The organism is Alistipes sp. UBA1686, assembly GCF_002320215.1.
GTDB lineage: Bacteria > Bacteroidota > Bacteroidia > Bacteroidales > Rikenellaceae > Alistipes > Alistipes onderdonkii.
This window is the reverse complement of record NZ_DCKA01000015.1, coordinates 19,963-42,034: the sequence shown is the minus strand read 5'-3', so window position 1 is coordinate 42,034 and position 22,072 is coordinate 19,963. Positions and strand designations below refer to the sequence as shown.

Annotated in this window: 16 protein-coding genes; 13 read left to right on the top strand and 3 right to left on the bottom strand. The window is 59.7% G+C overall.

Annotation, left to right across the window (positions count from 1 at the left end):
• Positions 1–158: 158 nt before the first annotated feature.
• From B3C38_RS06135 to B3C38_RS06125, 3 genes are all read right to left on the bottom strand, one after another.
• Positions 159–884: a DNA/RNA non-specific endonuclease gene (locus tag B3C38_RS06135; protein ID WP_286726259.1), complete on the bottom strand. Its 726-nt coding sequence runs from the start codon at positions 882–884 to the stop codon at positions 159–161.
• A gap of 105 nt (positions 885–989) precedes the next feature.
• Positions 990–3,071: a BACON domain-containing protein gene (locus B3C38_RS06130; RefSeq protein WP_286726258.1), complete on the bottom strand. Its 2,082-nt coding sequence runs from the start codon at positions 3,069–3,071 to the stop codon at positions 990–992.
• A gap of 457 nt (positions 3,072–3,528) precedes the next feature.
• Positions 3,529–6,399, bottom strand: a complete 2,871-nt coding sequence (locus B3C38_RS06125) for a putative LPS assembly protein LptD (protein WP_286726257.1) — start codon at positions 6,397–6,399, stop codon at positions 3,529–3,531.
• A gap of 142 nt (positions 6,400–6,541) precedes the next feature.
• On the opposite strand from B3C38_RS06125, the gene B3C38_RS06120 reads away from it, so the two are divergent.
• The 13 genes from B3C38_RS06120 to B3C38_RS06060 all read left to right on the top strand — a co-directional run bounded on the left by B3C38_RS06120 (position 6,542) and on the right by B3C38_RS06060 (position 21,987).
• Positions 6,542–7,789 (top strand): N-acetylmuramoyl-L-alanine amidase family protein, encoded by a 1,248-nt coding sequence (locus B3C38_RS06120; protein WP_055204772.1) that lies wholly within the window; start codon positions 6,542–6,544, stop codon positions 7,787–7,789.
• Between the two features lie 13 nt (positions 7,790–7,802).
• Positions 7,803–8,804 carry an MlaD family protein gene (locus tag B3C38_RS06115; protein WP_276655889.1) on the top strand — a complete coding sequence of 334 codons (1,002 nt, stop codon included), beginning with the start codon at positions 7,803–7,805 and terminating at the stop codon, positions 8,802–8,804.
• Between the two features lie 20 nt (positions 8,805–8,824).
• Positions 8,825–11,320, top strand: a complete 2,496-nt coding sequence (locus tag B3C38_RS06110; protein WP_022332935.1) for an endonuclease MutS2 — start codon at positions 8,825–8,827, stop codon at positions 11,318–11,320.
• Positions 11,321–11,440: 120 nt separating this feature from the next.
• Positions 11,441–13,810, top strand: a complete 2,370-nt coding sequence (alr, locus tag B3C38_RS06105) for an alanine racemase (RefSeq protein ID WP_286726254.1) — start codon at positions 11,441–11,443, stop codon at positions 13,808–13,810.
• A 4-nt stretch (positions 13,811–13,814) separates the two neighbouring features.
• Positions 13,815–14,303: a hypothetical protein gene (locus B3C38_RS06100; protein WP_022332937.1), complete on the top strand. Its 489-nt coding sequence runs from the start codon at positions 13,815–13,817 to the stop codon at positions 14,301–14,303.
• A gap of 1 nt (position 14,304) precedes the next feature.
• Complete coding sequence (locus B3C38_RS06095; protein ID WP_055210988.1) at positions 14,305–15,015, top strand: SAM-dependent methyltransferase; 711 nt, start codon at positions 14,305–14,307, stop codon at positions 15,013–15,015.
• A gap of 66 nt (positions 15,016–15,081) precedes the next feature.
• The gene (locus B3C38_RS06090; protein ID WP_022332939.1) at positions 15,082–15,693 is read left to right on the top strand and encodes a nucleotide exchange factor GrpE; all 612 of its coding nucleotides are present in this window, start codon (positions 15,082–15,084) and stop codon (positions 15,691–15,693) included.
• A gap of 4 nt (positions 15,694–15,697) precedes the next feature.
• Positions 15,698–16,870, top strand: a complete 1,173-nt coding sequence (gene dnaJ, locus B3C38_RS06085; RefSeq protein WP_022332940.1) for a molecular chaperone DnaJ — start codon at positions 15,698–15,700, stop codon at positions 16,868–16,870.
• Between the two features lie 345 nt (positions 16,871–17,215).
• Complete coding sequence (locus tag B3C38_RS06080) at positions 17,216–17,659, top strand: hypothetical protein (protein ID WP_286726251.1); 444 nt, start codon at positions 17,216–17,218, stop codon at positions 17,657–17,659.
• Entirely contained in the window at positions 17,660–19,723 is a 2,064-nt protein-coding gene (gene mutL / locus B3C38_RS06075; RefSeq protein ID WP_286726250.1) for a DNA mismatch repair endonuclease MutL, read from the top strand.
• Positions 19,724–19,761: 38 nt separating this feature from the next.
• Entirely contained in the window at positions 19,762–20,367 is a 606-nt protein-coding gene (locus B3C38_RS06070; protein WP_018694885.1) for a rhomboid family intramembrane serine protease, read from the top strand.
• A 4-nt stretch (positions 20,368–20,371) separates the two neighbouring features.
• Positions 20,372–21,526, top strand: a complete 1,155-nt coding sequence (locus tag B3C38_RS06065; RefSeq protein WP_286726247.1) for an endonuclease/exonuclease/phosphatase family protein — start codon at positions 20,372–20,374, stop codon at positions 21,524–21,526.
• Positions 21,527–21,537: 11 nt separating this feature from the next.
• Entirely contained in the window at positions 21,538–21,987 is a 450-nt protein-coding gene (locus B3C38_RS06060; RefSeq protein WP_022332944.1) for a YhcH/YjgK/YiaL family protein, read from the top strand.
• Positions 21,988–22,072 lie beyond the last annotated feature (85 nt).

Below are 22,072 nucleotides of genomic sequence, written 5' to 3'. Positions count from 1 at the left end.
TCCAGTGGAAACCTCTCTTCTGCCCTCTTGCTGCAGAATTGTCCGTCCCCGCCTCTGCCCCTCCACTCGAATGCGGCCGGATAGCGCCGGTTGTCGCCGGGATACAAAAAAAAGCGGCCTCTGCTGTGCAGGGGCCGCTTCTCCTTTGCGGCTCGGTGTCAGTTGCCCGAAAGGCCCCACTCCCCCGGGGAGTAGCCGCTTTTCGGAGCGTTCGGCACGTTGACGAAGAATTCGAACCCGCATTTGGCTTCGATCTCCGCCACGGACATCGCGCAATTGTCCGGTGTCTGGGCCTTGTCTGTGGTTTGTTCGTACCAGAATCCGATGCATTGCAGTTCGTCGGCCGCAAGCGTGGTTACGGGTTGTCCCGTGGTGCCCTGCTTGGTGCGCAGCAATACCTTGTAATAATGCGTCGGTACGGGGCACGGGTTGCCGCCGTTGTCGGTCGTCGTACCCTCTGTCCCGTCAAAATAACATCCCGTTACCACATAGAGCGTATCGGCGCACATCCATCCGCGGACTCTGTTTTCCAGGGTGCCCCATGCACCGCTGTTGAATGTAGCGAGCTGTGGCGTCATGTTTGAATAGTAGGAAATCTGCTTGTTCGCCAGGTTGCTCACTTTCCGGTCGGCGTTGGGGACTTGGTGTCCCTTGTTGTAAGGTGCTCCCACGCCGCCCACCATCTGCTCGGTCTTTCCCAGCGACGGGTCGGCCGAGTAGGCCCTCTCTTTCGAAGCGTTCGGGGCTGTATAATAGGCGTGCAGCGGATATGCTGCCCATAGGGCCGTCTTTTTCGCCTTGTCATAACCCATTGCGAAATTGCGCGGGTAGGAACCGTTGCCCGTCGCCGCCACGTCGGTGATGTAGTGGCATATCTCGGTCACCGAAGTGTTCGCTGCGGGCAGTTCCGCCCACGATTTTCCTAATGCCGCTGTTCCTGTTCCCGGAGTAGGGTCTGGGGAAGGATCGCCTCCTTCCCCGCCCGGAGTTCAATTCGATAAGCGATAGAGACTGGGTAATGTTCCTGTGGTTCCCGTGTATGTCCTATAGCCTGAATTCCCATTACAACGCAGTATGCGTCTAGGTGTTTCCCTGTTTGCAATGGAAACGTTCCCGTTACTGATACTAAACGACCATTGTGCATTGGCATTTGTTGCCGTTGAGGTTACGTTAATGCCGGAGTTGTCATCGATCGTCATCAGAAAACCGCTGGAGAATTTAATCGTATAGTAGCCGTCTGCATTTTTTTCGATGATGGCAGCCAGCGCATCTGTCGTTGCGTTGCTTTCGATTTGATCATTTGCTATGGAAACAGTGGTGTATTTTAACCATTTACCGGTGATTGTGCCATTGGCAGCGCTGGTGCCTGCGGATATAATGTAACTACCGCTCCAATCTGCAAGGTCTGCTGTTACTTTAACGTATGATTTTACTTCTTCGCCCGCTGCCAGTTGGGTGACGCTTACGGTTTGCGCTTCGGCGCCTTCGTACGATAATGTGATGGTGCCGGAACGTTCCTCGCCCTGATTTGCGTCTATCGTGAAAGAAACGCCGTCGACGTCATAAACGAATGAATTGAGCCAGGAAACGTTCGACGATGCGACGACCGACACCCCGTCTGTGGGATTATCAACCGTATAGTTGATGGTTTTGGTAGCGCTTTCCGCAGGAACGGATAAGGTCGTTTCCGATGTGATTTTCAGTACCGGCGGCAGAGTGATGTCATGGCCGGGAACGATCTGTATGCTTTCGATAATTATTCTTTCTTTTGCGGCGGAGGGCTCGATCCTGATTTTCGTTTTCGAATTTTGTGCGTCGAATTTCAGCAGGTAGGTTTTGAACTCCTCGGTCAGGTCTGCGGTCGTGATTGCCGCGGATTCTCCGGCGGTTACTTTGATTCCGGAAGTATCTTTCGGCCAGACTTTGGCCGAAATCAGTACCGAGAACGGTGCGGAGAGATCCAGTTCGCTGGTGACGATATACCCGGAGTTGTCGCTCGAACTCATGCGTAGGCCATGCGGGGAGTTGTATTGATAAACATAGGAGTTCGCCACATACAAGTTGTTTCCGTTTTTGTCTTTGCGGGACAAGATGTTTGCTGCGGATCCGTTCCCTGTCAGGTCACTGAAATCGTCGGTAAACGGCAGGCTCAGACCGGTTGCCGCGGCTGTGATGTGTTCGTCTGAAAGATTGACATTCAAAGTGGTGATCTTTCCTGTTTCCAGATCGATTTCATTGGACAGGACAATCTCTTTTTTGATGACATACCCTTCTGTCGCTGCTTCGACGACCAATTTCGACCCCGCAGCCAGCAATCGCGGATATACGCTTAAATAGGTGCCGCTGACACCGTTGATAACGTATTCCGTATTTGTCGTATAGGTCGCCGTTACGGTGTTGGAGCCGTTATAATAGGGTGCATACATCGTGTAGTTCAAGAGGTCTACAACAACCCGGCCTGCCAGTGTGTTGTCGCCATCGGTCGTAATGGACAATGACGATACGTGCTGGTCGGCCAGTTTTGCGCCTGTGGATTGGTCTTTGAGTACGACTTTGACGATGGCGCTCAATCGTCTGAATTCCAGATTGGCGACTTGCTGTCCCTCGGAATCGAGTGTAAGCGGTTTGCTGACCAGGATGTCGGCTTTGCCGTCGAATGAACTGGCTGTCGGGGTTTGGTTTGCCGGGAGATCGACTTTTGCACCCGTATTATCTCCTACTTTGTCGATTCCGTTGGCCGTGAATGGATAATAAGCGTAAATCGTTGATGAAATGTTCGCGTTCCCGGAAAAAGTCGTTGTTGCGGCGCGCTCCGTCGCATCGTTCGTGAAGGGGTAGTTGGACTTCGTCCCGTCGGTACTGATGCCGATCTGATCGCCGACAGACCAATAAGGGGTCAATCCGTCGATCTCGGTGCGGACTTCCGGTTTGAGCTCAGGGTTCCCGGCCGTAAAAGTCATCTTGACGAGTTTGCCGGAAGAGGTGTCGATGCCGTTGTCTTCCTTTTGGCAGGCTGTGGCTGTTACAGCGGTGAGAGCTGCAAACAGTGTGATTTTAGAGAGACTTTTCATAGGGCTGCGGTATTAGAGTTCGTGTTCGCTTCCCGATCCGATACCTCCTGCACCGCCGCCGCTGCCCCAATCGTCATAGGCGTCGGGTGGTGTGGGCGATGTTGCAAACCCCTTTTCAGTCACGATGTCGATCGTCTCAATTACGGGCGGAAGATAGGTCGGATTTCCCCCCCCCCTTGCTGGTGGACAGAATGTAATTCATAAGGCTAAATTTTTTGGTTAAAAACACTCTCGTACCAAATATAGCAAAATATAATCTCTTCCCGTTTAAAAAACTGTGAAATTCCGCTTTCCGGTCAAAATATATACACAAACGTCTGTTCGTTTGCCGATTTTGCCCGTTTGGGATACTGCAACCGGTACCGACGACGGGAAACGGCGTCCGTGCCGCATTGTGCAGCGGCAATGCGGATCGTCCGGGATGGAAGAGGGTGGGGGATGAGCCGGGGATCGGGATTTAGTACATATTGTCGTACATCGACTGGCTCTTGTCGTATTTGAGGTCTGAGAGTGATGCCGCCTTTACGCCGATGTTGAAGCTCCAGCTGCGGTGGAACCCGAAAGGTATCCACGAAAACGACATCTGCCAGCAGTGCAGGTCGCGCGAGATGGAGATCGACGAGGTGGTGAGTTTGTTCGCCTTGATGTCGTAACCGCCCTGGAAGGTGATGCCGGTCTTGGGCGTTATGGTAAGGCTGCCGTTGAAGCTGACGGTCTGCGTGACGTTCTTCTTGTAGCCTTTGGGCGGGTAGTTGCCTGTCGATATGTTGTAGTTGATGGCATAGTTGAACCCGAAGTTCCACGGCAGCGAGAAATCGTAGTACATCTGCGACATGTATTGCCGCCGCAGTACGGGATCCATATTGCCGTAGGGGTCGTAGTAGGGGTTCATATATTCGGGCGGGATACTCGTAATGTCGTTGATGGCCGATTGCGAGCGGTCGTCGCGCGATTTGAACGTATAACCGAACGACCAGCCCGTCGAGACGATACGCCCCGGGAAGAAGAGCTTGTTGTAGCGCTTGCCGTCAGGCGTCAGCCGGTAGGGGTCGAGCGTCATCGAGAGGTTGATGCCGAAATTCTGGAAGATCGTCGTGCGGAACGAGATCGGGATGGTCGAGAGCCCCATCGAGTCGGCCAGGAAATTGTACGACCCGCTGATGCGCAGCTCGTCGATCAGTTTGATTTTCTTCACGCCCGAGGTGTCGCGCTTCGACAGTACCTTCATTTCGAGGTTCTGCGACAGCGCGAAGTTCATCGACATCGACCGTCCGGAACTGGGGACGCCGTATGCGTTGACCGAATAGGGCGAATAGCTGGTGAAGCGTCCCGTCGAGTCGGTCTGCATGGTTTTGTGATAGCCGTATTTCGGGTCGCCGAAGTCCGGCGTGTAGGAGAATCCGATCGAGGGGGTGAGCGTGTGGCGGATGGCCTGTATCTTGCGGTCTTTGCGCTTCTTGGTGAAGTCGTACATGCCGTATACGGTCGTCGATGCCGAGACGTTGAAGTTGTAGTTGTAGAGGCGGTAAAACCCGTATTGCGTCGGCAGCGTGTCGACCTTGTTCGTGACGGGGTTCCAGTCGAATTCGACTTTTTTGAAGTACCACTTTTCGTTGTATGTCGCCGACGGCGAGATGTTGATGTAGTTGAACAGGTTGAACGACGCCGAGACGGGGATGTTATGCTCGATGCCGTTCTTCATGTTGTCGAACGTCTCCTTCGAGAAGATCTTGTCTTCGGTCGTGGTCACCGAGTTGGTCATCTTGCCCGTATACTGCATCGAGATCTTTTCGTACCACCGCTCCTTGCCCATGCGTTCCTTGCGTTTGAAGGGGTAGAAACGCGAGACGTTGAAGACCACGGTCGGCAGCGTCACCGAGAGGCTCTTGTTCTGCGAGTTCTGCGAGATGGACATGTTCGCCGAGAGCGAGAAGGGTGTGCCCGCCCAGTTCTTCGAGTAGGCGATCGACGAGTTGGTCTGCGTCGAGAGGATGTCGTTGAGGTTGGTCGCCGAATATTTGCTGTAACCGCTGGTCGCGAAGTTTACCGATGCCGAGAAGGTCGACCCGGGGTTGGCCTTGGGATCCTGGGAGTGTGTCCACTGGATGCGGAAGTTGCTCTGCTTGATATAGTCCGGTTCGCCTTTTTCGCCCGTCTTGATGTTCGAGTACTGCATGTTGAAACTGCCGCTGTACTTGTAACGTTTGATGTAGCGCGATGCGGCCGATGCCTCCCACGAACCGAGCGTGTAGAACCCGCCGCGCACGGCCACGTCGGCGTAGTCGCCCAGCGTGAAATAGTAACCCATGTCGCGCAGGAAGAACCCCTTGGTGTATTCCTCGCCATAGGTGGGCATCAGCAGACCCGATTTTGGCCCCATGTTGATCGGGAAGAAACCCTCGGGGATGCCGAGGAAGTAGATCGGCACGTCCTCCATGACGAGGTAAGCCGGCCCCGTGACGACTTTCTTGCCGGGGATGACCTTGGCTTTGGTCATCGCCAGGTAGAAGTGTGGGTGGTCGGTCTCGTCGCAGGTCGTGTATTTGCCGTTTTCGATGTTGACTGTGTTGTCGGGCATCTTCTTCACGCTCCCGCCGACCAGCCAGCCGTCGCCCTGCTGCGTTGCCACGCCCTTGATCTTGGCCTTTTTCGAGGTGAGGTTGTAGGTGATCGTATCCATCGTGTACGAAGCGTCGCCCTCGGAGAATTCGGGCTTGGTGACGATCGGTTTGCCTTCGAGCGAATCGGGCTTGCCGTATGCATAGACCATCTTGTTGTCCATGTTGATCTGCATGTAGTCGGCCTTGAGGTTGCTGTTCTGATAGGTGATGTCGCCTTCGTTGTAGATATAGACCATCTTGTTGCGCACGTCGTAGACCAGCGAATCCTTGTTCTTGCCCGAGATCGGGTCGTCGAGGAACGCCCCCGGTTTCTGGGGCTTTTTCTCTTTCACCGTGTCGCGGGCGATGGTGTCCGCTCCGCGGCCTTCGAGCGAGTCGCCTTTCTGCGTGATGAGCGAATCGAGCTGTGCGCCGAAGAGCGAATCGCACTGCTCCTGCGGCAGGGCTTCGAATGCGGCGCGGCGACGTGCCTGTTCCCGGGCAGCGCGTGCCTGCTCGCGGCGGTCGCGGCGGCTTTGGGTCGCAGCTTCCGGCACTTCGGCCGCGGCTTCGGAATGGATCCGGAGGGAATCGGACAGGCGTTGGCGGAGGCTGTCTTCGGCTGCCGAGGCAAGCATTCCCCGGGGTACGGACGAGCCGAACACCAACTGGGCGAAGAGGAGGAGTGCCGCCGCCGAAAACAGATATTTTACCCTGATTCTATCCAAAATCCCAATAATTTTTCGTACCTTTGCCGACATGTCGGCAAAAACGCCTGGATCGGGGCCTCGATGCACTCCCGCCGGGTTTTTTAGGCGCGACAAAGATAGGTAAAAAATTACAGAAAGCTCACATTTGACTCCATTAAATATGCGCACACGACTGTTCCTGTTATTCGCGTTTGCGGCCGTTACCGTTCTAATGAACGGTGCCACGGCCGGGAATATTGCGCACGGGGTCGAAGTTGTGGTCATCGATGCCGGACACGGCGGGAAATTCCCCGGGGCGCACTACGGCAATGTCTACGAGAAAGACCTCACGCTGAAGGTGGCGCTCAAACTCGGGAAGCTCATCGAGGAGGGGATGCCGGGCGTGAAGGTGGTCTATACCCGCAAGACGGACAAGGCGCTGGGCACCGATCTGGCAACCGACCTCCAGGCGCGTGCCGACATCGCCAACAAGGCCGGCGGCGACCTCTTCGTTTCGATCCACGTCAATGCTGCGAAATCCTCGGCGGCACGGGGTGTCGAGACGCTCATCATGGGCGAAAGCCCCAAGGAGCAGCGTTACAACGAGAACGCCCTGTTCGAGAACAACCGCGAAGACCTGATCGACATGTCGGACGAGCGGACGGCGGCCATCGTGCGGGCCTATATCCAGAACCTGCAATTCACCTACGGCGAGTACAGCATGGCGCTGGCGCGCTGTATTCAGAATAATTACCTGAAGGCCGGGCGCCATTCGCGGGGCATCAAACCCCAGCTGCTGCGCGTGCTCTATGCCACCGACATGCCGGGCGTGCTGACCGAGATCGGTTTCATGTCCAACGCCCAGGAGATGGCCTATATGAAATCGGAAAAGGGGCAGGACGAGATCGCCCGCTCGATTTACGAAGGCGTGAGGGATTATTCGGCCTATGTGCTCGAAACGCGCCGCGCCGAAGAGGAGGCCGCAGCAGCCCCGAAGCCCGGTAAAGAGCCCGAAACGCAGGTCGTCATCGGGAAGGAGCCCGTGCGCCCTGCGAAGCAGGACAAGGCATCCGATGCGCCTGCCGCGAAGGCCGCCACCCCGGAAAAAGGGGAGCCGGAGAAGGCTGCGGGCAAGTCCGGGGCGCAGAAACCGGCCAAGGCCGGGGATGCCCCCAAACAAGCCGCCCGGCCGCTGCGTTATACCGTGCAGGTGCTGGCTAGCGCGCAGACCGTGCCGACCTCGTCCGCACGTTTCAAATCCTACCGCAACAAAGTGAAACAGTATACCGCCGAGGGGCGGTTCCGTTATAAATATTGCGTCGGCGAGTACGATACCCGTGCCGCCGCCCAGAAACGGCTGGCCGAAGTGCGCAAGGTTTTCCCCGACGCCTTCGTCGTGAGCTGCCGGGGTACGCAAATTGTGAAATAAAAACAAGCGAAATATGAAAAGGGAAGTTAAGATCGGAATATTCGCCGTGGCGATGATCGGCGTTGCCTGGGCCGGAATCCGGTTTCTGAAAGGTTTCGACATTTTCAGCCGGAACGTCGAGTATTATGCCGCCTACGACCAGATCAACGGCGTGCAGAACGCGTCGCCGATCATGATGAAGGGCGTGAAGATCGGCTCCGTGACACGGCTTTCGTTCGACCCCGCGCGCAGCGACAAGGTCGTGTTGCAGTTCACCATCAAGCGCCAGTACCGCATTCCGACCGATTCCGAGGCCAAGATCTTCAGCAACGGACTGATGGGCGCCAAGGCGATCGAAATCACCTACGGCACGGCCGACACCTACCTCCAGAAGGGCGATACGCTGCGTTCGAGCCGCGACCGCGACCTGATGGACATGGCCGGCTCCGAGCTGGATTTCTTCAAGCAGAAGGTTTCGCAGCTCACCACCGACCTTTCGCGCACGCTCGAAAACCTGAACGGCCTGATGGAAACCAATGCGGACAACATCGCCGGGACGCTCGGCAACCTGAACTCCGTGACGGGCGACATGGCCGAGATACTCTCGGCGGAGAAAAACAGCCTGAAGAGCGCGCTGGACAACCTTTCGAAATTCTCCGACATGCTCGGTGAGAATGCCGGGCGCGTGGACAGCATCATCGGCGACGTGGATCGTTTCACCTCGCAGCTCACCGAGGAACAGTTTGCCCGCAAGCTTTCGCAGGCCGTGGAGCACCTCGACGGTCTCGTGGCACGCATCGCGCAGGGCGAAGGCACGATCGGCAAGCTCATCAGCGACCCCGAACTGTACGATTCGCTCGAAAAGGCCAGCGACAACCTCGCGGCGCTGCTGGCCGATGTCAAACAATACCCCGGCCGTTACGTCCACCTCTCGCTCTTCGGGCGCAACCCCGAAAAGATGAAGGAGCGTGCCGACAGGAAGGCCGCCAAGGCTGCTGCCAAGGCTGAGCGCGATTCGCTCAAGCGGCTGCAGTAGCCCATCAACCCGACATAGAAATGATTTATCCTGCAAACTTCGAGCAGAAGATCGGCTTCGACCGGCTTCGGGAACAGGTTGCAGCGCTTTGCACTATGCGTGCCGCCCGCGGGAAGCTCGCCGAAGAGACTTTCTCGACCTCGGCGCGCGAGATCGGGCGGAGGCTGGAACTTGCCGACCAGATGCGCCTGCTGCTCGACATGGAGCACGATTTTCCCGGCGGGGAATATCCCGACGTCGACCATGTCGTTGCCAAACTGCGTGTCGAAGGGACGTTCCTCGACGTGGGGGAGGTGGTGACCCTGCACCGGGCGCTGAGCCTCGTCGGCAGCGTCGTTGCGTTCATCCTCGCCCGCGAAGGGCAATATCCGGCGCTGTATGCCCGCAGCCGCGGCGTCGAGGCATTCCCCGGGATCGTGCAGCGGATCGACGCCATCGTCGATCGTTTCGGCAATATCCGGGACAATGCTTCGCCGGCCCTGCTGGAGATTCGGCGCGCCATCCGCGAACGCGAAGGGCAGGCCGCCAAGCGGTTGCAGGCGGTGCTCGCCGCCGCCAAAGGGGCCGGTATCGTCGATGCCGACGCCCAGATATCGATCCGCGAAGGGAAGGCCGTGATCCCGGTTGCCGCGGCCAATAAACGCAAGCTGCAGGGCTTCATCCACGACGAATCGGCCACGGGGCGTACGTTCTACGTCGAACCGGTCGAGGTCGTGGAGATCAACAACGAGCTGCGCGAACTGGAATATGCCGAGCGGCGCGAGATCGTCCGCATCCTCTCGGAGTTCACCGATTCGGTGCGCCCCGATGCCGGGCTGATCGCCGCGTCGGGCGACTACCTGGCCGAGATCGACATGCTGCGTGCCAAGGGACGCTGGGCATCGCAGAACGGCTGCGTGAAACCGATCATCTCGGACGACGACCGGCTGGTGCTGAAGAATGCCCGCCACCCGCTCCTGCAGCAAACCCTGCGGGCGCAGGGGCGCGAGGTCGTACCGCTCGACATGCAGCTCGACCGCCGCAAGCATATCCTTGTCATTTCGGGGCCCAATGCAGGTGGCAAGTCGGTCTGCCTCAAGACCACCGGCCTCGTGCAGTATATGTTCCAGTGCGGGTTCCCCGTTCCGGCATCGGAGGTTTCGGAACTGCCCGTGTTCCGTTCGATCTTCATCGACATCGGCGACGAGCAGTCGATCGACGACGACCTGTCTACCTATTCGTCGCACCTGCTCAACATGAAGAACATGCTCGCGGGGGCTTCGTCGTCGACGCTGGTGCTGATCGACGAGTTCGGGTCGGGTACCGAGCCGGTCATCGGCGGCGCCATCGCCGAGGCCATCCTCGAACGCCTGCTGACCAAAGGGTGCTACGGCGTCATCACGACCCACTATGCCAATATCAAATACTATGCGTCGAATACCGAGGGCATCGCCAATGGCGCCATGATGTTCGACGTGCAGAATATCCGCCCGCTGTTCCGCCTCGAAACGGGCAAGCCGGGCAGTTCGTTCGCCGTGGAGATCGCCCGCAAGATCGGGCTCCCGGAGGATATTATCCGCGCGGCGGGCGAGAAGGCCGGCAGCGACCATATCAACATCGAGAAGCAGCTGCGTGAGATCGCCCGCGACAAGCATTACTGGGAACAGAAGCGCGACCGCATCCGCTTGACCGACCGCAAGGTCGAGGAGTTGGAGCAGACCTATGCCGGGCAGCTGTCGAAGATCAGGGCCGAGCGGCAGGAGATACTCAAAAAGGCCAAGCTGGAGGCGCAGCAGCTGATCGCCGATGCCAACCGGCAGATCGAGAATACGATCAGGACGATCCGCGAGGCGCAGGCCGAAAAGGAGCTGACGCGCCTTGCGCGCCGCGAACTGGACGATTTCCGCGACGCGGTGACGAAGACCGATACGGCGGACAAGGATGCCGAGGTCGCCCGCGAGATCGAACGTATCGAACGCCGCCGTCAGCGGCGTGAAGAACGCAAGGCGCAGCGGGGCGAGGCGCAGGCGGCGGGGGCTGCCCCTGCCGAAGCTCCGAAACCGCGCGAGGTGGAGGCCGGGTCGAAAGTCCGCATGGCCGGACAGGATATGGTCGGCGTGGTGCAGTCGGTCAAGGGGCGCAAGGCGCAGGTCGCCTTCGGCCAGATACTGACTACGGTCGACCGGAAGATGCTGACCGTGGTTTCGAACAGCGAGTTCCGCGAGGCGACACGCCCGCAGACGGCGCGGACGGTGGTGTCGGCCGGCATTTCGGCCCGCAAGCTCAGCTTCAAAGACCATATCGACGTGCGGGGCATGCGTGCCGCCGAGGCGCTGGACGCCGTGCAGGATTTCATCGACGACGCCCTGATGGTGGGCGTGGGGTCGGTGTCGATTCTCCACGGCAAGGGCACGGGGGCTCTCAAGGAGGAGATACGCCGCTACCTGCGCACGGTGCCTGAGGTCGAAAGCGCCCGCGACGAGCATGCCGACCGGGGCGGGGCGGGAATTACGATCGTGACATTTGACCTTTCGTGAGGACGGCTGCCTCCGGCGCTTCCGCTCGCGGCAGCCGCATACTCCGCGTATGTTCCTGCCCCGCCGGCTTCGTGAAGCCCCGGATGCCATCCGCCCGGCGAAAAACGGATAAGATACAGGATGAACTACAAACTCTCGGAAATAGCCGCCGTTGTCGGCGGGAAATTTACAGGCTGCGATGCCGAAGTGCGGTCGGTTGTCACAGACAGCCGTTCGCTGTCGTGCGAACTGGGCTGCTGCCCGATGTTCGTGGCCATGCGCGGTGCCAATCACGACTCGCACGGCTTCGTCGCCCAGATGTCGGCGCGCGGCGTGCGTGCGTTCCTCGTCGAACGGGATGTCGAGTGCCCCGCCGGTTGCGGCTTCGTGCGTGTGGACAACGCCATCGACGCCCTGCAACGCCTTGCGGCGCACTACCGTGCGCAATTCAGGGGTACGGTCGTCGGCATCACCGGTTCGAACGGCAAGACCGTCATCAAGGAGTGGATCGCCGAAGAACTGCCCGCGGGGATGAAATATTACCGCTCTCCGAAAAGCTACAATTCGCAGCTGGGCGTGCCCCTCTCGGTGCTGATGCTCGAAGGCGACGAGGAGTTAGCCATCTTCGAGGCGGGCATTTCGAAGCCCGGAGAGATGGAGCGGCTGGAGCGCATCATCCGTCCCGACGTGGTTATTTTTACCTCGATCGGCGACGCGCACCAGGAGAATTTCCTCAATCTCGAACAGAAATGCGACGAGAAGATGGTGCTGGCCCGCAATGCTTCGAAAATCGTCTACCACAGCTATTACGAACCACTGGGTGGCATGGTCGCGGCGCGTTTCGCCGCCCGCAAGCCCCTCGATGCCGCGTCGTTCCCCGAGGTGCCGGAGTCGGTCATCGGCAACGCCGCATCGCGCCGCAATGCCCAGATCGTCGAGGCGTTCTGCGCCGCGATGCACTATCCCGCGCCGTCGTTCACTTCGGCGCCTACGTTGCCCATGCGCCTCGAGGTGAAGGAGGGCATCAACGATTCGATCCTGATTAACGACGCCTATAACCTCGACCTCAATTCGCTGGCGCTGGCGCTCGATTACCTGCACGGCGTGGCGCTGAACCGCCGCCGTACGCTCGTCCTGTCGGACATCTCGCAGAGCGGGCTTTCCGACGGCGAGCTCTACGGCCGTGTCGCGGAGATGGTCGCACGTGCCGGCGTCGACTTCCTGATTGGCATCGGCCCGCGCCTGAAACGCCATGCCGGGCTGTTCGGCTGCGACAAGGAGTTTTACGCCTCGACCGACGAGTGCATCGCGCGCATCGACCGCAGGGCCGTGGCCGGGCGTGCCATCCTGCTGAAAGGCGCCCGCGATTTCCGCTTCGAGAAACTGGCGCACGCCCTCGCGCGCCGCAGCCATACGACGGTGCTGGAGGTCGACCTCGACGCCATGACGCGCAACCTCAATTTCTTCCGTTCGAAGCTCAGCTTCGGTACGAAGCTCGTGGCGATGGTCAAGGCCGGTTCGTACGGTGCCGGCGATTTCGAAGTCGCGCAGCTCTTGCAGCACCAGGGCGTCGATTACCTGGCCGTGGCGTTCGCCGACGAGGGGGTGCTGTTGCGCGAGCGGGGCATTTCGATGCCCGTCGTGGTGCTCAACGCCGATGCCGACAGTTTCGATCAGATGATCGCCAACCGCCTCGAACCCGAGATATACAGCCTCCATTCGCTCGGCGCCTTCGCCGGGGCCGTGGTGCATGCGGGCGAGAGCCGTTACCCGATCCATATCAAGCTCGACACGGGTATGCACAGGCTGGGATTCACGGACGACGAAGTCGGGGCGCTGTGCAGGGCGCTGGCGGAAACCCCGCAGGTCAAGGTCGCCTCGGTCTTCTCGCACCTCAACTGTGCCGACATGCCCGAAGAGGATGCCTATACCCGGGCGCAGATCGCCCTGTTCGACCGCATGAGCGCCCGCGTAGCCGCCTCGCTGCCCTATCCGGTCATCCGCCATACGGCCAATTCGGCCGCCATCGAACGCTTCCCCGAGGCGCAGTTCGACATGTGCCGCCTTGGGCTGGGGCTTTACGGCTTCGGCTACCGGCATAACGGGATGCTGCGTCCCGTCTCGACCCTCCGCACGCGTATCGTGCAGGTCAAGCACCTGTCTGCGGGCGAGGCCGTAGGGTATGGACGGGCCGGGAAACTCACGCGCGAAACTACGACGGCGACGATCCCCATCGGATATGCCGACGGGCTCGACCGCCACCTGGGCTGCGGCCGCTGGTCGGTGCTGGTGGCCGGGAGTCCCGCCCCCATCGTCGGACGCATCTGCATGGACAGCTGCATGGTCGACATTACGGGGATTCCCGGCGTGAAGGAAGGCGACGAAGTCGTGGTCTTCTCGCCCGAGCCGGGCAACGACCTGGAAACGATGGCCCGCGTGCTCGATACAATTCCCTATGAGATCATGACCTCGGTTTCGGGGCGCGTAAAACGGATTTACCTCAAAGAATAAAGTTATGAAATGCTATGATTGCGGCGGTGAAATCGCTTCCGGAACCGGAACGTGTCCCTCCTGCGGTTGCCCCGCCGGGCGCGATGAGGCCGCCGAGTGCCTCGGGGCGCGGCTGCTGACGGCACAGCTCGAATCCGAATCGGCCCTCAACCAGTTGGGCAAGGCCCGCAGCGCCATGTTCGCCGCGGCGTTGCTGGCGCTCGCCAGCGGCGTGGTTGAACTGGTCAACGCCCAGGGAAACGGGGAGAGGCTGGTGGTCGGAATCGTGATGCTCGTGCTGGCGGGCGGCTATGTGGCTATCGGCTGCAATGTCCGCAAATCCCCGCTGATGCTTTCGGTTGCGGGGCTGGTCGTGAGCGCATTTTTCCTGAGCGGTGTTTTCGGGGTGGTGATCGCCGGTGTCATGGCGCTGAGCGTCTGGTTTGCTGTGCTGTATACGAAAGCCGTTGCCCGGGAGCGGGAACTCCGGGCCAAACTCGAAAAACTGAAATAAGATGTACGGAACGCTCTATCTGATCCCGTGTCCGATTTCGGACGAGACGGCACCGTGGGACGTGCTGCCCGCGGCGAACCGTGCCGTGATGGATTCGCTCGACTATTTCATCGTCGAAAACACCCGTTCGGCGCGGCGGTTCCTGTCGAAGGCCGGCATCGCGCGGCCGATCGACACGCTGGAGTTCCGCGAGCTGAACGAACATACCGTCGCCGGGCGTGAGGTCGAAGAGCTGGTGAAACCGCTCGTTGAGGGCCGCTCGGCGGGGGTTGTTTCCGAAGCGGGCGTGCCGGGCGTCGCCGATCCCGGGGCTCTGGTCGTCGAGGCGTGCCACCGCCACGGTATCCGCGTGGTGCCGCTCGTCGGGCCGTCGTCCGTCATCCTGGCCGTCATGGCCTCGGGGCTCAACGGGCAGTCGTTCGCCTTCAACGGCTACCTGCCCGTCAAGCCGCCCGAACGGGTCCAGGCGATCCGCCGCTTCGAACGCCGTGCGCAGTCCGAACGCCAGTCGCAGCTCTTCATCGAGGCGCCTTACCGCAATGTGAAGCTGATGGAACAGCTCCTGCAAACCCTTGCCCCCGAGACGCGCCTGACGCTGGCGATGGACATTACCGCTCCCGGCGAATATATCCGTACGCTCGCCGTGCGCGAGTGGCGGTCGGTGCGGCTGCCGGAAATGAACAGGCACCCGGCGATTTTTATCATCGGGTAGGCATGGCCCGGCGGTTGGTATACAATTTGTTCGAATATAAGACGGAAAATCTGAAAAACACGAGATATGAAAAAGGAAAAAACTTATAATGAGGCTGTTGACGGTGACGAAGGATTCGTTCCCGGTGAAGGTTACCCTTCGTGCGACGGCGAACCCTGTGCCAATGTGTCAGACGACTCGCAGGACGGGACTGACACAATGGCAGACGCTGCCGAAGGCGGCGACAAGGCCGGAGCGGGATCGGATCTGACGGCGGCGCTGGCCGAGTGGCAGGATAAATTCATCCGCCTGCAGGCCGAATTCGATAATTACCGCAAGCGTACGCTCAAGGAGAAGATGGACTTGGTGCAGACCGGGGGCCGTGACGTGCTGCTGGCGATGCTCCCCGTGCGCGACGACGTGCAGCGTGCCGTCGATGCCATGCAGAAGAGCGACGACATCGAGGCGCTGCGTGCCGGCGTGACGCTTATTTCACAGAAATTTACCGATACGCTTCGTCAGAAAGGGGTCACCGAGATCGACGTCAAGGGCAGGGAGTTCGACGCCGACCTGTGCGAGGCGGTGGCTAAATTCGCTGCCGGAGAGGAAATGCAGGGTAAGGTCGTCGACATTGTCCAGACGGGTTATATGCTGGGCGACAAGGTGCTGCGTTTCGCAAAAGTTGTTGTAGGAGAATAATGCCATGGCAGAAAAGAGGGATTACTACGAAGTGCTGGGCGTCCAGAAAAACGCTAACGCTGACGAAATAAAGAAGGCTTACCGCAAGGCGGCCATCCAGTACCACCCCGATAAAAACCCGGGTGACAAGGAGGCCGAAGAGAAATTCAAGGAGGCGGCCGAGGCATACGATGTGCTGTCGAACCCCGACAAACGTGCCCGTTACGATCAGTTCGGCCATGCCGGGATGAGCGGTGCCGCGGGTGGCGGGGCAGGCGGCTTCGGCGGGTTCAGCGGCGGCGGTTTCTCGATGGAGGATATCTTCTCGCAGTTCGGCGATATTTTCGGCGGACATTTCGGCGGCGGGTTCCGCTCGTCGTCGTCATCGGGCGGCGGGCGTCGTGTGAACCGGGGATCGGATATCCGCATCAAGGTCAAGCTGACCCTCGCCGAGATCGCCAACGGCGTCACCAAGAAACTCAAGATAAACAAGACCGTCGCCTGCGATAAGTGCGGCGGTACGGGGGCCAAGGACAGCAACTCCTACTCGACCTGTTCGACCTGCAACGGTACGGGCTATGTGACGCGTGTGGAGAACACCTTCTTCGGCCGCATGCAGACGCAGGGCGTCTGCCCCACGTGCGGCGGTACGGGCAAAGTCATCACCGCACCCTGCGACAAGTGCAAGGGCGAGGGAACCCTCCGCGGCCAGGAGGTCGTGGAGATCCGAATTCCGGCCGGCGTGGGCGAGGGTATGGTGCTCACCGTCACGGGCAAGGGCAATGCCGCCCGTCACGGAGGCGTCAACGGCGACCTGCAGGTCATGATCGAAGAGGAGTCCAATCCCGAGTTGGTGCGTGACGGCAACGACCTGATCCACAACCTCAATATCACCGTTACGACAGCCCTGCTGGGCGGTACGGTCGAGGTGCCGACGGTCGATGGCCGTGCCAAGATCAAGATCGCCCCGGGAACGCATGCCGGCAAGGTGCTGCGCCTGGGCGGCAAGGGGTTGCCCGACGTCAACGGCTATGGCCGCGGCGACGAACTGGTCGTGGTCGACATCACGATCCCCTCGAAGCTCAGTGCCGAGGAGAAGCGGCTGGTCGAACAACTGGCGCAGCAGCCCGGTTTCCAGCATGCCGAATCGGTCAAGAACCAGAATATCTTCGAGCGGATGAAGAGTTTCTTCCGGTAGGGAAGCAGCGGTTTGCATATGCGGCGGGATGTCGGGGAACTTTGCGGGCCACGGCATTCCGCCGTCGTTCGCAACGACCTTTCCGCTGCGGTGCACGGAGGTTTGCGGGCGTATTCCCCGCCGCCTTTTCCGGGGCGGTTGCGGCTATTGTCGGCCTGTCTGAGGAGTGCTTCCCCTTCCGCACCGCTTGCCCCCCCCCTCTCTCCCTGCTGCGGGGCATCGGACGTCTGGCGCCGCATCCTCGGCAGGACTTTACGGGCGCCGCAGGCGGAAAAAAGGGTTTTACAGGCAATAAAATTGCCGGAGAATTCGTATCTTTACCAAAAATAATTAGGAGGACACGCCATGTTAGGTTTCACCCCGTTCAAGAGACACGCCAACAAGTTTAACTACATACCGCGCTACTACGATCCCGAAAAGGAGGCGCGCGAGCAGCGCCGTGCCGAACTTCGCGGCGAGAGGGTCGAAGACGGGGATCGTGAGTACCGTCCCGGACAATATATCCGTACGCAGCGCGATGCCCGTGCCGCCCGCCGTTCCAAGGAGGATGACAAGGGTCGTATGCGCATCTGGAAGATGGCCGGTGCCGCAGTTATCGTCCTGCTGTTCATCTACATCCTTTATCCGAAGCTCGCCGATGTGTTCCTGCGCGCCCGTACGGCGCCGGCACAGACCGAATCCGCTGCCTCCGAATCCGCTCCGCGCAACGGGCTCGACCAGACGGGTATTTCCGACGTAGAGTGGCAGGAGCAGCCTATCACGGTGGTTCCCAACGATTATCAGGAATAAATGGCAGATAAGATCAGATTATTACCCGAAGTCGTCGCCAACCAGATTGCTGCGGGCGAGGTCGTCAACCGTCCCGCATCGGTGGTCAAGGAGATGATGGAGAACGCCATCGACGCCGGCGCCCGTACCGTGAAGGTCAACTTCCGTGACGGGGGCAAGGATTTGATCCAGATCGTCGACGACGGCTCGGGCATGTCGCCCATCGACGCGCGTATGGCCTTCGACCGCCATGCCACCAGCAAGATAACTTCCGTCGAAGACATCTACGCCCTCAATACGTTCGGGTTCCGCGGCGAGGCGCTCGCTTCGATCGCCGCCGTGGCGCAGGTCGAACTGCGCACGCGGCAGGAGGGCGACGAGGTGGGTACCCAGACCGAAATCAACGGCGGCCAGTTCGCCGGGCAGACTCCCGTGATGTGTCCCGTGGGGGCGCAGTTCTTCGTGCGCAACCTTTTTTACAACGTGCCCGCCCGCCGTCGTTTCCTCGACAAGAGTACGGCTTCGGCCGCACAGATCAAGGCCGAATTCCAGCGTGTTGCGCTGTGCAACCCCCATATCGCCTTCGAACTTTACGCCAACGACGCTCCGGTCTATACGCTCTGTGCCACGTCGCTGGCGGGACGTATCGTTGACGTGGTGGGACGCCATATCAAGCAGAACCTGCTGGAGGTCGATGCCGACACCTCGATCGCCCGCATCGGGGGCTATATCGGCCGTCCGGCTGCCGCCAAGCGGCGCAACGGCGAGCAGTACCTCTTCGTCAACGGACGTTATTTCAAGAGTTCGTACCTCACGAGCGCCATCATGAAGGCCTATGAGAAACTGATCCCCGAGAGCAGTTCGCCTTCCTATTTCCTCTACCTGACGATCGACCCTTCGCGCATCGACGTCAATGTCCACCCGCAGAAGACCGAAGTGAAATTCGCCGACGAGGAGGCCGTCTGGCAGATCATCAACGCCGCCGTGCGCGAGACGCTCGCCAAGACGGGGGCCGTGCCGCTGATGGATTTCGACCGCGACGGCATCGTCGAGATCCCGGCATTGAGCAAAGGGGCCGTCTACAGCGAGCCCCGCGCCATGTCCAACGGCGACTACAATCCGTTCCGCGAGGAGTATATCGACCCTACGGCGCCCGATCCCAATGTCGATTTCACGGGCTTCGACGTCCCGTACGACGATCGCGGACAGACGTTTTCCGATACGGCCGGGACGGGCTTCGCCCCGCGCGTCGGTATGGGCGGCGGCAAGTCGGGGGGCAGTGCGTCCGGGAGCAGCCTGCCCGGCGGGCTGCGCAGCGCCGGCAGCGGATTTACCCTTCCGCAAACCCTGCCGGCGGGGGAGGATTTCACCATCCCTTCCTCGGCGGCCGACGGGTTCGAGGATTTCGTTTCGGGGAGCAGTTTCGAGGTGGAGTCCGATGCCGGGTTCGGGACGAGTGCTCTGGAGTTCATCCCTTCCGGGGCTACGGCCGGGCAGCAGCGGCTGGCGGTTGAGGGGCGTCCGGAATTTACCGATCCCCTGCCGTTGGGCGGCGGGTACCTCGCCGCGCTGCTGGGCGGGAGGTTCGTCGTGGTGGACGTGCGGCGTGCCCGCGAGCGCATTCTTTATGAGGATTACCTGAAGATGCTCGGAAACGGGTCTTCCGTGAGCCAGCAACTGCTTTTTCCCGAGCGGCTGGTGTTGTCGGGTGACGAATATGCACTGCTCGAGGAGAACGCCGTGGAATTCGCGTCGCTGGGATTCGACATCGACTTTGCGGGGGAGGGGACGATCGAGGTGAAGGGCACTCCGGCCGATATGCCGGCCGATGCCGTCGACCAGATGGTCTACGACCTGCTGCAAGCCTTTTCGACGCCCGTGTCGCTCGCGGATCAGCGCCGCGAGAAGATCGCCGCCGTCATGGCGCGCGGCGGGGCGAAAGGCATTCCCCGCAATATGTCGCGCGACGAAGCCGCCGTACTGCTCGCCCAGCTCGCCGCTACGGGCAATTTCAGTTTCTCGCCCTCGGGCAAAGCCATAACTGCAGAAATAACCCCCGAAGATATCCGTACCAAACTGGGATAATCCGGTGGAAAAACGTACTTTTGTAAAAATTTTACGCAATGAACAGCTATTTTCAGACACCCCCGGTGGTGAAAAACCTGATAATCATCAATGCCCTGGTCTACATGGCTACGGCCCTGATCCAACCGGCACATAACGCCATCATGGAGTATTGCGCCCTGTGGCTGGGAGCGCCGTTGTTCCACACCTACCAGTTCGTCACCTACATGTTCGTGCATGCCAATTTCGAGCATATCTTCTTCAATATGTTCGCCTTGTGGATGTTCGGGCGTACGTTGGAATACGAATTGGGGTCGAAGCGTTTCCTGACCTATTACATGGTTTGCGGCATCGGTGCGGCGCTGATCCAGTATTTCACGGCGCTGGCGTTCGGCGAGCTGCCCATGTCGCTGGTCGGTGCTTCGGGCGCGGTGATGGGGCTGCTGCTCGCCTTCGGCGTCATGCACCCCAATGCGGTCATCATGCTGCTGATCCCGCCGATCCCGATGAAGGCCAAATGGTTCGTCATCATCTACGGCGTCATCGAACTTTTCCTCGGCTGGCGCGGCGTAGGCAATGTGGCGCATTTCGCCCACGTGGGCGGTATGCTTTGGGGTTTCCTGCTGCTCCACTGGTGGAAGCAGCGCGGCATAATCCGCTTCTGAGCCGATGTCCGGCGAATTCTATAAGAACGATTACGGCAGCCGGCGCGGGGAGAAACCGCACCGCGGCCTGCTCATGTGGCTACTCGACCTGGTGATGACGCTCCTGACCGTCGTTGTCGGGGCCACGATGGCCGTCACCTATTTCGTCCCTTATGTGAACCCCGCCGGGGTCTGGTTCTTTCCCCTGCTGGGGCTTGCCGCCCCGGCGATCTACGTCGCTACGGTCATCCTGGCGCTCTACTGGGTCATCCGCTGGCGGCTGCTCCGCGCCGGGACGATGCTGGCGCTGGTCGTCATCTGCCTCTTCAAGGTTTCGCTCTTCTATAAGCCCGAATTCCGCCGCAGCTACGGCGAGGAGAGCTATGACCGCCGGGCTTTCAAGGTCATGACCTATAACGTGCGCAGTTTCTTCGGCGAAAGCGGAGCCAGCAATGTCGATGACATCGTGCGCCTGATCGGCGAATACGATCCCGATATCGTCTGCATGCAGGAGTTCAATGCCCGCCTGGCCGAGAAATCCGACGATTTCGCCCTGTTGGACGAGAAATACGAAAGCGCGGCCTTCGGCCGCACGCAGGCTCCCGATTCGCTGTATGGGGCATCGCTTTTCATCCTGAGCAAATACCGTATCCTGCGCTCGGGCATCGTCCTGACCCCCAATACGTCGGTCTGGGCCGACCTGCTGATCGGTGACGATACGGTGCGCGTGTTCAACAACCACCTGCGTTCGACGGCGATCAAGGCGGCCGACAACGAATATATCACCAACCGCGATTTCATCTCCGACACGGCACGCGAAGTCAAGATCCGCAGCATCGTGAGCCGCCTGCGCGAGAACAGCATCCTGCGTGCCGCACAGGTCGACAGCATTGCCGATGTCATCGCCGACGCGCGTGCGCGGTGCATCGTCTGCGGCGATTTCAACGATACGCCGATGTCCTATGTCTACCGCACGATGGCCGGGGGGCTGAACGACGCTTTCAGCAAGAGCGGTTCGGGCTATTCGCATACTTTCCGCGGCTTCTTCAATACGCTGCGCATCGACTATGTCCTCTGCTCCGACAGTTTCGACCCGGTTTCCTACGAGGTGCCGCAGGTCGAATATTCGGATCACCTGCCCGTCGTGGTGCGTCTCCAAAAGAATCTACTGAATAACTAATCCGATAAACTATGATTTTCGACTCTTTGAAGAACAGCGCGCTCTATTATCCGGTGAGCCCGCGTCTGGAAAAAGCCTTCGGCTTCATCGCTTCGACCGACTGGGAAACGATGGAGCCGGGGATCCATGAACTCGACGGCAAGGACATCTATGTCAACGTAATGGAACCTGAGCTGAAAAAACCGGCGGATGCCAAACTCGAAATACACGACGCCTATATCGACATCCAGGTGCTGATCCGCGGTGAGCAGGAGACCTTCGGGTGGAGCGAGCGTGCCGACCTGCGCAAGCCGCTGGGCGAATTCGATGCCGGGAAGGATATCCGTTTCTTCGACGATGAGCCGCAGACCTTCTATACGCTGCGCCCGGGGCAGTTCACGATCTTCTTCCCCGAGGACGGCCATGCGCCGATGATCGGCGAGGGCGATGTGCGCAAGATCATTGTGAAGGTTCGCAAGTAACGGCGGGCCGGATTACGGATGCGCGAGAGGCGGTTCCCTGCGGAACCGCCTCTCGTTTTGCCGTTATGCTGCGTCGGGTTTTCGG